This window comes from Photorhabdus noenieputensis (assembly GCF_018448935.1).
Lineage (GTDB): Bacteria > Pseudomonadota > Gammaproteobacteria > Enterobacterales > Enterobacteriaceae > Photorhabdus > Photorhabdus noenieputensis.
Window position 1 is genome coordinate 81,762 of record NZ_RCWC01000013.1, and the last position, 10,915, is coordinate 92,676.

Below are 10,915 nucleotides of genomic sequence, written 5' to 3' on the forward strand. Positions count from 1 at the left end.
CTACACTATCGTAGGAAAACCAAGTAGGAATACTAATATGTGGAAAAACTAATATATGGAAAAACTAACATGCGGATAAAAACCGCGATTGAGAAAGGATTACACACAACAACCCAACAACGAGGTAACTCATGAAAAACATTGATCCCAAACTTTATCAAAAGACTCCCGTCGTCAATGTCCAAGACAACCGCGGTCTGACGATCCGTAATATCGATTTTCACCGTACCACTGCAAACGGTGATACCGATACCCGTATTACCCGCCATCAATACAATGCTCACGGACACCTAAGTCAAAGCATCGATCCGCGCCTATATGAGGCCAAGAAAACCAATAGTACGATCAAACCCAATTTTCTTTGGCAGTATGATCTGACCGGCAATACCCTACGTACAGAGAGCATTGATGCAGGTCGCACTGTCACCCTGAATGATATTGAAGGCCGTCCGCTGCTGACAGTGACTGCAACAGGTGTCATACAAACCCGGCAATATGAAACTTCTTCCCTGCCCGGCCGTCTGTTATCTGTTACCGAACAAACACCCGAGGAAAAAACATCCCGTATCACCGAACGCCTGATTTGGGCTGGCAATACCGAAGCAGAGAAAGACCATAACCTTGCCGGCCAGTGCGTGCGTCACTATGACACGGCGGGAGTTACCCGGTTAGAGAGTTTGTCACTGACCGGTACTGTTTTATCTCAATCCAGCCAACTATTGCTCGACACTCAAGAAGCTAACTGGACAGGTGATAACGAAACCGACTGGCAAAACATGCTAGCTGCTGACATCTACACAACCCTGAGTACCTTCGATGCCACCGGCGCTTCACTCACTCAGACCGATGCGAAAGGGCACATTCAGAGGCTAGCCTATGATGTGGCCGGGCAGCTAAACGGAAGCTGGTTAACATTAAAAGGCCAGACGGAACAAGTGATTATCAAATCCCTGACCTATTCCGCCGCCGGACAAAAATTACGCGAAGAACACGGCAATGGTGTTATCACCGAATACAGTTATGAACCGGAAACCCAACGGCTTATCGGTATCAAAACCCGCCGTCCGTTAGACGCCAATTCGTTAGACTCCAAAGTGTTGCAAGACCTGCGTTATGAATATGACCCGGTGGGCAATGTCATCAGTATCCGTAACGATGCAGAAGCCACCCGCTTTTGGCACAACCAGAAAGTGGTGCCGGAAAACGCCTACACTTACGATTCCCTGTATCAGCTTATCAGCGCCACCGGGCGCGAGATGGCGAATATAGGTCAACAAAGTCACCAATTTCCTTCCCCGGCTCTACCTTCTGACAACAACACCTACACTAACTATACCCGTACCTATACTTATGACCGTGGCGGCAATCTGACTAAAATCCAGCACAGTTCACCGGCGACGCAAAACAACTACACCACCAATATCACCGTTTCTAACCAGAGCAATCGCGCAGTACTCAGCACACTGACCGAAGATCCGACACAAGTAGATGCTTTGTTTGATGCAGGCGGGCATCAGAACACCTTGATACTAGGGCAAAACCTGAACTGGAATCCACGCGGTGAACTACAACAAGTAACATTGGTGAAACGGGACAAGAGCGCCAATGATGATCGGGAATGGTATCGTTATAGTGGTGACGGGAGAAGAATATTAAAAGTCAATGAACAACGGACCAGCAACAACGCTCAAATACAGCGAATAACTTATTTGCCGAGCCTGGAACTCCGTTTAACACAAAACAGCACGACCACAACCGAAGATTTGCAAGTTATCACCGTAGGAGAAGCGGGCCGGGCACAGGTACGCGTATTACATTGGGAGAGCGGTAAACCGGAAGATATCGACAATAATCAGCTACGTTATAGCTACGATAATCTCATCGGCTCTAGTCAACTTGAATTAGATAGCGAAGGACAAATTATCAGTGAAGAAGAGTACTATCCTTATGGCGGCACAGCATTATGGGCAGCCAGGAGCAAAACAGAAGCCAGTTATAAAACCATCCGTTATTCAGGTAAAGAGCGAGATGCCACCGGGCTATATTACTACGGCTATCGATATTACCAACCGTGGATAGGACGCTGGTTAAGCGCCGATCCGGCGGGAACAATCGACGGACTGAATTTATATCGGATGGTGAGGAATAATCCAATTAAATATCATGATACTGATGGTAGAGCCGCTGAAATTAAAGATGTTGAATACACTGTCATATATGGTTTCAGTCATCACCGCGGTTCAGAAATAGGCAAGGCATTAGCGGCTAAGAAAAATCCGGTTACCATCGATGAATATAATGCCGGGCTTGGTATCATGGGTGAATTAAGTCTGTCTGATTATTTTAGAATTTCTCAAGATCTTAAAGAAGACAATCCGCCTAGATTAAATAAGGAAAATATAGCAACCAACTCACTTAAATATCTCGATGCAATAGGTACAGAGGAAAAATCAGCCACTGCTGAAATTAAACAGGAAGCCTATGAACAACAAGAAGCTTATACTAAAGCATGGGGCCTGCATATGATAAATAATAAAGGGAAATTGGATATTCAAAGTAAGATAAAAAGCCTTCTACCGTCAAAACGACTTTTCAGTGGATTATCCGGCCAAAAACGATTCCAGAAATTAGATGCATTTATTTTAAAAAATAGTGATGGTAGCGATTTCACTATTCAAAGGCAGAGAGATATATTAACGAAATTTTCTTCCGCAGGAAGTGCAGGAGAACTTGAAAGCACCTTATCCGCAGCAGACCAATCATGGCTAAAAAATACTATTGCAACGGCATTCTTTAGACAAACAAGTAAATTAGGTATGGATTGGTTTATAAAACAACTAGAATCACCCGATTTCAGATTTGTGATGGCTGGATATAACGGGGAAAAATTGACTATCGAGCAGTTAAAATCAGACCAACCCTGGAAAACAGGAAAAAGAAGGAAAGAAGGTCCGAATGAATATGCCGAAGCAATAACTTTCTCTGAAATCCGCCACGCCTACAGAAAAGGATACAACAGTAAAATAAACTTTATCCAGAAATAATTAGAAGCAAGCCATGAGAGAATATTTATTTCATGGCTTGCTTATTCTTGTTATTTTATTGAATATTAATAAATTATTTTAATATTAAATATCACATAATCATGATAATATTTAAAATATCAAATCAGAAATTAATGAATTTAATGGTTCTTGATATTTATTTCTCAGAGTATAAGCACAATACCTTACCGATGGTGCTGGACGTAATTCAAAATTCAGAAATGCTATATCTTCATCAATATGAGCAGAATAGCGTATTTCATTGGGAATCATTAAAATTATCGCATATTATCTTATTAAATCATCAATTAGAAAATTGTTGATTATACAAATATCGCGGCAATGATAACATTGCACCGCTCTTTTTACGACCGTAGATATCTTATTAACATATTCTCCACTTGTGCCAATAACCAGTTTGTCTCTGTTTGATAATTTATAACTTCTACGACAATTCCAGTTATCCTCAACTTGCTGGATTCTTTCGTAACACGGCAACAGTTCCTGATATAACGCCTTGCCCTCTTCTGTGAGCTTGGTTTTTCCCGGTAATCGCTCAAATAATTGGCATCCCACACGCTGCTCCAGTTGATATACGAGCCTGCTAAGTGGAGAGGGGGTAATACAAAGCGTATCCGCTGCTAACGTGAATGACTCTTTCTTAGCTGACTCCATAAAATACTTTAGTTGCTTTGAACAAAATGTCATCACATACCCTCTTGTTTTCATTCCAGAAATAGAATATTAACCATAGAACATGACAACCGTGTTTCTACTTTGCATTCTTTTACATTAGGGCATGCATTAATTGATATTGGATTTCACCATCCAAATTATTAATATTTATTAAACACATTCACAATCATTATAAAATAAATATAATTTACCACCATATTGGAATAATGATTTTAATGAAAACCCAGATCATTTCATTGAATATAAATATATCTTATCATCATTCATATTTTATATTTCAATTTATTACAAAAATATTTCCATTAAACAAACCAAAATATAACATCAAATAATTTACACCAACCACAACTTATTAATATTTCACAAGAAGAAACTAACCACATTTCTTCTTGTTTAAAATCGCCATAATGATAGGTTTATAAATTCGTAAAATATTGACTATTACTCGCTAATTAATGCCCGTATATTGTTCATCGAGCGTCTGTAAATAATCTGCACTGGTCAGGTGACTAATATTACATCCACTTTCTAAACGCGATTTCAGCCAATCAATAATCCGTTCCTGTAATTTCCCTGCTGGCTTATCCAGCTTATCCAGCTTATCAGCCAATTCACCGTGGTTTTCCCATAAATCGCTAATAAGTGCGAATACCTGACCTTGAAAAGCATAATCAGAATGTAACCAAGCCTCAATTAAATGGTCGCCCAAAACAAAGGGTTGTTCACTGCCACCGTGACCACAATTTTCAGGCCGATAATAAATCTGCGGCTCGGACATATCGATCATGAGTTCACTTACCGGTGTCAAAAATGCCGACCAATCGCTGACTATCATTGCCGGTAATAACTGACCGAGGATACGCGCATCCATACTGCGTAAGAGCACCTGTTTCTCCTGTAATATCACCTGCTGGCGTGAACGCCAATGATTAAGCTGCCGCGCCCATAAATCCTCACTGCGATAAGCCCATCCCCAACTGTTATCGCTCAGAGTTTGGCTATCAAGCAGATGACCGATTACTGACAGACAACCTGACTTAGGCTGAATCAGCCAGGGACTTTGCGCTAGCATGTGATCCATTGGTGTATTGCTGTATAGCGGAAAAGCCTGCTCTACCCAGTCATTACGATAAAAGAGCGACACCGGGTTAGGTTCCGCCAGTGAATTGAGCATAAAGAAAACAGGTGGCTTATTAGGCGTAGTCAGCCATTGTTTCCAGTTCATAGAAGTGTTCATACATCCTCCTGGTTATCGATAATCAAGTTAGCTTCCAATTGAGCCTGCACAGCACAAAGCGGTCTGGCAGGATACTTAAGGCGTGACGCCTTCCACCGTGATCAACTGTTTCTTCTCGTCAGGTGGAAAAGGAAAAAGCCTGTCAAAAAAGGTGTCACCAAACGCCCAGTAAATAGAATAGAGCAATAATAAGGACAGCGTTATCTTCAATATTTTCATACTGATAATTCCTTCTTATCACAGTAATGTTGTAAGGCCAATGTTCCTTGTTCTTCCTACTGGCTCACAGTCAGTGATTTTTACTGGAAACTCTGATAACACTACTTTATTTTCCAGTAATCAATAGAATCTCTGTCTAAATCAATTCTGCCATCAGGATATTCAACTCTTGAAGGTTCTTTGCCTGGTGGAATAATAATTTTAGGCATTTTGGTTTCATCTAACTTAGGTTTATAGGTAATTTTCCATTCAGCACCTGGAGTTAACCTTAATCTAAAGGGACGCATTCCTACTTCACCCTGTAGAAATACTCTGTTTGGACGCCCATAAACTATTTTTAGAATAGGATAAACAACCGGTCTGTAATCTATATTATTCAATGCGTTAGTTTCGCTGAGATATGTCTGGGCTGCATCATTAATGAATACAGTTAAACCTGTTCCCTCAGCTCCTTCCTCTTGAACAGCATCTTTCACTAAATGGCGAATATCAGTATAACCTACAGTCACAAAGGCACGGTTAATTTTCCATTTACATCGGCCTCCGCCATTAAAAGGTAGTTTTGCCTGAAAGTAACCAGTTTGTGGATCGGCCTTCACTTTCAAGCGAAGCCCATTATAGGTTGGCGCCTTATAAGGTGACATGTCAGCATGTAGCTGATATTCAAGGCAATCTTTTGAGATATACTCTGCGGATACGTGAGGTTCAGTATATTTCGGTGCTACCCCTTCTACTGTGATCCACTGATTCTCTTTAGGAGGAGAAAGCGGCTCATTAGGGTCAGCACAGCCTGATATTAAAATCACTGATAAGATCGATAAGTATTGTTTAATATTTATCATGGTAAGTTTTCCTCAATTCCTACAGAAGTAGATATTATTTTATCTTCCAGTAATCTATCGTTTGTCGGCGGAGGTCGATTCTTCCATTGGGATATTCAACCCATTCTCCTCTCCCATTAGTCACCGTGATTTTCGGCATTTTGGTTTCATCCAGCTTGGGTTTATAGGTGATTTTCCATTTAGCGCCCGGTGTTAATTTTAATCTGAAGGGATACATTTTAACTTCACCCTGTAAGGATACGCTTTTCGGAAATCCTTCAACTATTTCTAAAACAGGGTAAATAACCGGACTAAAGTCAATTGTATTCGATGCGGCGATTTCGCTAATATTCGTCTGGACTGCATCATTAATAAATGCGATTAAACCGGTTCCCCCATAGGGTACTGCATCTTTCGCTAGATGGTGGACATTGGTATAGGTTATGGACACAAAGGCCCGGTTAATTTTCCATTTGCACCGGCCACCACCGTTAAAAGGTAGCTTTGTTTGAAAATAACCGGTTTGCGGATCAGCTTTCACTTTCAGGCGAAGCCCATTATAGGTTGGTACTTTATAAGGTGACATGTCAGCATGTAACTGATATTCAAGGCAATCTTTTGAAATATACTCTGCGGATACATGCGGCTGTGTGTATTTCGGCACCACACCTTCTATGATGATCCACTGATTCTCTTTGGGAGGAGAGAGCGGCTCATTAGGATCAGCACAGCCTGATATTAAAATCACGGATAAGACAGATAAGTATTGCTTGATATTGATCATGGTAACTGCTCCTCAATTCCTACAGCGTTATCTATATAGCGTGTTAAGGCTAACGGTCCTTGTTTATCCTGTTGAGTGCGAATTAATGCTTGCTTTAAGTGATGGTCCATTTGTAAAAATAATGCATCGCGTTGCCGAATATCAGCAACAATATCGTTCCTCTCATTCAGCGTTTTTTCAAATAACTGTTCTTGATCTCGGAAAAAATAGTATTTATCCGGTGCAATTAGCTCTGCCAGTCGTGCGCCAATGTAACGGGCGTATTTTAATGAACTGTGATCAGGAAAACCCAAGGCATCTTTTTCAGTTGGATTCTCATTCAACGGAAACCATTTAGCTTTATCTGCATCGCTTATCTGTTTAAAAAATCCTTTTTGAATCTCCCCCGCAGCCTTTAGATTGTGTTCCGTTTCACAGTTTAATGACGGAATTAAATACAATTTTGTTTTGGTGGGTAAAGTGGTTCTAAGTCGTATATGGTTGCTTGGGTTACGCTCTTCCAGCCATTCAATAACCAGATTGATTTTACAAAAGTGCACTATTTTTCCGTGATGCAGGAAAATTTCACCGCTTTTAGTAACATCCAGTAACTCAATAGGGCTGAATAAATAGCCGAGTGGCCCCCAACAATCATATAGCCAGTTATCCAGATTTTTTTCTGGTGGTAAGGAAGGGATTGGGTCATCTTCATTCACATGGCGGTAATGGGTGATATCCGCCAGTTCCCGTACTGCACTGGCAGTTAATACTCGTGGCATTCCATAGCTGTAAAAACATGGATTATGTTCTTTTAGTTGTGCACAGTGCAGTATTGCCAGTGCGCCTCCTAAACTGTGACCACAGACAAATAATCTTTTATTTTTAACCAACTTAGTAATATTGGCGAATACTTTTTGATCTGTATCACTGGGAACTCTTAATTTGCTGACCAAGTTAAATGCTTCCCAGAACCCTTTATGTACTTTGCCGCTGTGAATAAACCCGCTGCACAATGTTTTTTCATCGCAACTTAACTCTAAAGGTTGGTATGTAGCATCTGTCAGAACATCTTCTGTACTGGCGGTACCCCGCCAACTGACAATCACATCATTTTTACTGACCGCATAAAACAATTGGGTATTACCCTGTTTATTGTCCCCTGTTTTAGAATTAATAAATTCCACTTGAGTATAACGTTCACTAAACGGTACATCGTAAACTACAGGCGTTGCCGACAATTCCTCCACTTTATAGGGCAATTTTGAAACATCTACCATCTGCCGGTTAAAAAAATGTTTAACCGAGCCTGCTACGTTGACATCCTCATCGGCATAGGCCAGCACGCTCATCAAACACTGGTTATAAGCATTCACAATGGAATACTCTTTTTGATGATGCAGCAGCAGAACCCAGGCCCGAAATGGGCATACTTCCAGAACATACCGTCGATTCATCGGATAGACCTCATAGCCTTGTGGTTCCGGGTCCGGGAAATGATAGGGAGGTGGAATTTTTTTGGGATCATTCCAATCATCCAGCGCTGGCAACCCATCACTAATCTGCCCGATAGTCACATAACGATATTGATAGCCTTCGGCTTCTACTTTTGGTTTCACCACTGAAAATTCTTCTCCCCGTTTTTCCCGTAACGGACGCTGCTCCATTTCGTCGGCCAGTGGTTGGGCGCCGATATACAAAGTTACCGGATGAGGCAACAGATCCTCTTCTCTGAGCACACCGAAACCGTCGGTTGTCCCTTGGCGTACATAACCTGGGGTTCCGCGACTTATCAGGCGATAAGGCATGTTGACCAGCGGTTTTCCCTGTTCATCCACCAGCTGAAATTCCACCCAGTTTTTCAAAAACCGTTTACAATCAAGACACAAGCGTGGATCTGATATACCCATTAGTTTTACTTCCTTCTTTTAACGTTACAAATGTAAGCACGCAGACCGCACGTTATGCGTTGAAAATCTCACAAGATTTCCCCGCCCGGCTATCAATCACTTTCATCAGCATCAATATCCTGTCAGGAATAACCGTGATTGATCGCGTCACTACAGAAACAAGATAGTAAAAATCCTATTACCACAGATAAGAAACACCGCTTATACCGTGAGTAATAGCAAGTTGAACGACAGGAAGACGAAATGTATCCCCATCGATTAATCCCTTTGAATAAGGGAACAGGAGTTGGAAGGTCCTTCATATTGTCCATATGACGGAACGCAAGTTATGATTATTAAACCATCACCAAATAGCAAGAAAAATTTTCATTTTTTTAATTTACAAAAAGTAGATTTTGTAACAAAGTGTTACAAATTCAATAAAAGATTAAGTTATTGTAAATATAATAACGGATTCAATGACAAAAATACCCCATTCCCAAAAAAGCAATCTACGGTATATGAAAAAGCCTGGCCTTTACTGATTTCCCACTCAATAACCAATTCAACATATTAATTTTTAATGAGAAATACCTTTATTACCACTTATTCAAACGACCAATGACATCATCTATTTAAAAGGTTGACTTCATCTGTGTCACATCACAGCCCGTTAGGTATAAAACACCTAACGGGTGACAGAACCGTGGTAGACGCGGCATGTTTTCATTATCATCTCCTGACTTCGCTGTATCGAATGCAGAACACATAGCATCTTATGTTTTAAGGGTATTGTGACTATCGCCATTTAATAAATTTATTTTATGTTTAACTGGATATAATAACTAGCCACGAGAAGATATTTATCTCATGGCCGGTTATTATTTTCACATCAAGAGTAATATTATTATTTTAATTTTAGCATCAATATCACACAATTAAATTTAATCAACTCATATGGAATATAAGTTACTAATTTATCACTCATCCTAAAATATCAAATCAGAAATTAATGAATTTAATGGCTCTTTATATTTATTTCTCAGAGCATAAGCACAATACCTTACCGATGGTGCTGGACGTGATTCAAAATTCAGAAACGCTATATCTTTATCAATATGGGTAGAATAGCGCATTTCATTGGGAGTCATTAAACTTATCGCGACACCCGTTTTTACCAGATCCAATCTATTAGTAAAGTCAGGGACCGTCAATAATGCCAGATTCTGGTATTCAGGCGGATAATTCAATGGCATAAAATTATCGCATTGTTTTAAAAAGGCACTATTATGCTGAACCAAAGGAAAACTATATATTATCTTATCAACATGACTTTCTGGTTCTAAAATATCGTTGGATACAGCAAGAGACAGCTTTTGATAAGCACCATCTATCCTGATAATATCATCATTATCTGGGTAACATTCCGTCGTCACATAAACCGTTATATCCCCTTTCATTAAGGCAGAAAATACCGCATCTTGCCTTATTAAATCATCAATGAGGAAATTATTGATTATACAAACATCGCGGTAATGATAACGTTGCACCGCTCTTTTTACGACCGTAGATATCTTATTAACATATTCTCCACTTGTGCCAATAACCAGTTTGTCTCTGTTTGATAATTTATAATTTCTACGACAATTCCAGTTATCCTCAACTTTCTGAATCCTTTCATAACACGGCAACAGTTCCTGATATAACGCCTTGCCCTCTTCTGTGAGCTTGGTTTTTCCCGGTAATCGCTCAAATAATTGGCATCCCACACGCTGCTCCAGTTGATATACGAGCCTGCTAAGTGGAGAGGGGGTAATACAAAGCGTATCCGCTGCTAACGTGAATGACTCTTTCTTAGCTGACTCCATAAAATACTTTAGTTGCTTTGAACAAAATATCATCACATACCCTCTTGTTTTCATTCCAGAAATAGAATATTAACCATAGAACATGACAACCGTGTTTCTACTTTGCATTCTTTTACATTAGGGCATGCATTAATTGATATTGGATTTCACCACCATCATTATTAATATTTATTTAATACTTGTATAATGATTATAAAATAAATATAACTTATCACTATTTTAGAATAATTATTTTAATGGAAATTCATATTCCCATTGAGAGAGAATATATCTCATTATCATTCATATTTTATATTTCAATTGGTTACAAAAATATCAATAATATTTACATTAAATGAATTTCAATATAACATTAAATAAATTATATGATTTACACTAATC

The 10,915-nt window shown here is 39.7% G+C and carries 8 protein-coding genes; 1 reads left to right on the forward strand and 7 read right to left on the reverse strand.

The genetic code is table 11. The features are described 5' to 3' along the window. The first annotated feature begins 131 nt into the window (after nucleotides 1–131). Nucleotides 132–3,044, forward strand: a complete 2,913-nt coding sequence (locus EAE91_RS11125) for an RHS repeat protein (RefSeq protein WP_214088557.1) — start codon at nucleotides 132–134, stop codon at nucleotides 3,042–3,044. A 288-nt stretch (nucleotides 3,045–3,332) separates the two neighbouring features. On the opposite strand, the gene EAE91_RS11130 is transcribed toward EAE91_RS11125, so the two are convergent. The 7 genes from EAE91_RS11130 to EAE91_RS11160 form a co-directional block, all read right to left on the reverse strand. Continuing rightward, nucleotides 3,333–3,752 (reverse strand): LysR family transcriptional regulator, encoded by a 420-nt coding sequence (locus tag EAE91_RS11130; RefSeq protein ID WP_244868787.1) that lies wholly within the window; start codon nucleotides 3,750–3,752, stop codon nucleotides 3,333–3,335. A 436-nt stretch (nucleotides 3,753–4,188) separates the two neighbouring features. Beyond that, complete coding sequence (locus EAE91_RS11135; RefSeq protein ID WP_214088558.1) at nucleotides 4,189–4,977, reverse strand: DUF4123 domain-containing protein; 789 nt, start codon at nucleotides 4,975–4,977, stop codon at nucleotides 4,189–4,191. A 75-nt stretch (nucleotides 4,978–5,052) separates the two neighbouring features. Beyond that, on the reverse strand, nucleotides 5,053–5,196 hold the full coding sequence (locus EAE91_RS11140; RefSeq protein ID WP_214088559.1) for a hypothetical protein: 144 nt from the start codon (nucleotides 5,194–5,196) through the stop codon (nucleotides 5,053–5,055). A gap of 101 nt (nucleotides 5,197–5,297) precedes the next feature. Beyond that, nucleotides 5,298–6,038: a hypothetical protein gene (locus EAE91_RS11145; RefSeq protein ID WP_214088560.1), complete on the reverse strand. Its 741-nt coding sequence runs from the start codon at nucleotides 6,036–6,038 to the stop codon at nucleotides 5,298–5,300. Nucleotides 6,039–6,072: 34 nt separating this feature from the next. Further along, nucleotides 6,073–6,801 (reverse strand): hypothetical protein, encoded by a 729-nt coding sequence (locus EAE91_RS11150; RefSeq protein WP_036780727.1) that lies wholly within the window; start codon nucleotides 6,799–6,801, stop codon nucleotides 6,073–6,075. Continuing rightward, complete coding sequence (locus EAE91_RS11155; RefSeq protein ID WP_214088561.1) at nucleotides 6,798–8,687, reverse strand: lipase family protein; 1,890 nt, start codon at nucleotides 8,685–8,687, stop codon at nucleotides 6,798–6,800. Before EAE91_RS11155 ends, EAE91_RS11150 begins: the two co-directional genes overlap by 4 nt. Before the next feature lie 968 nt (nucleotides 8,688–9,655). Continuing rightward, nucleotides 9,656–10,567, reverse strand: coding sequence for a LysR family transcriptional regulator (locus tag EAE91_RS11160; RefSeq protein ID WP_214088562.1), 912 nt, complete (start codon nucleotides 10,565–10,567; stop codon nucleotides 9,656–9,658). Nucleotides 10,568–10,915: the final 348 nt, after the last annotated feature.

Coding starts and splice junctions, on each gene's coding strand:
- EAE91_RS11125 (WP_214088557.1), top strand. CDS start 132: ATGAAAAACATTGATCCCAAACTTTATCAAAAGACTCCCGTCGTCAAT.
- EAE91_RS11130 (WP_244868787.1), bottom strand. CDS start 3,752: ATGACATTTTGTTCAAAGCAACTAAAGTATTTTATGGAGTCAGCTAAG.
- EAE91_RS11135 (WP_214088558.1), bottom strand. CDS start 4,977: ATGAACACTTCTATGAACTGGAAACAATGGCTGACTACGCCTAATAAG.
- EAE91_RS11140 (WP_214088559.1), bottom strand. CDS start 5,196: ATGAAAATATTGAAGATAACGCTGTCCTTATTATTGCTCTATTCTATT.
- EAE91_RS11145 (WP_214088560.1), bottom strand. CDS start 6,038: ATGATAAATATTAAACAATACTTATCGATCTTATCAGTGATTTTAATA.
- EAE91_RS11150 (WP_036780727.1), bottom strand. CDS start 6,801: ATGATCAATATCAAGCAATACTTATCTGTCTTATCCGTGATTTTAATA.
- EAE91_RS11155 (WP_214088561.1), bottom strand. CDS start 8,687: ATGGGTATATCAGATCCACGCTTGTGTCTTGATTGTAAACGGTTTTTG.
- EAE91_RS11160 (WP_214088562.1), bottom strand. CDS start 10,567: ATGATATTTTGTTCAAAGCAACTAAAGTATTTTATGGAGTCAGCTAAG.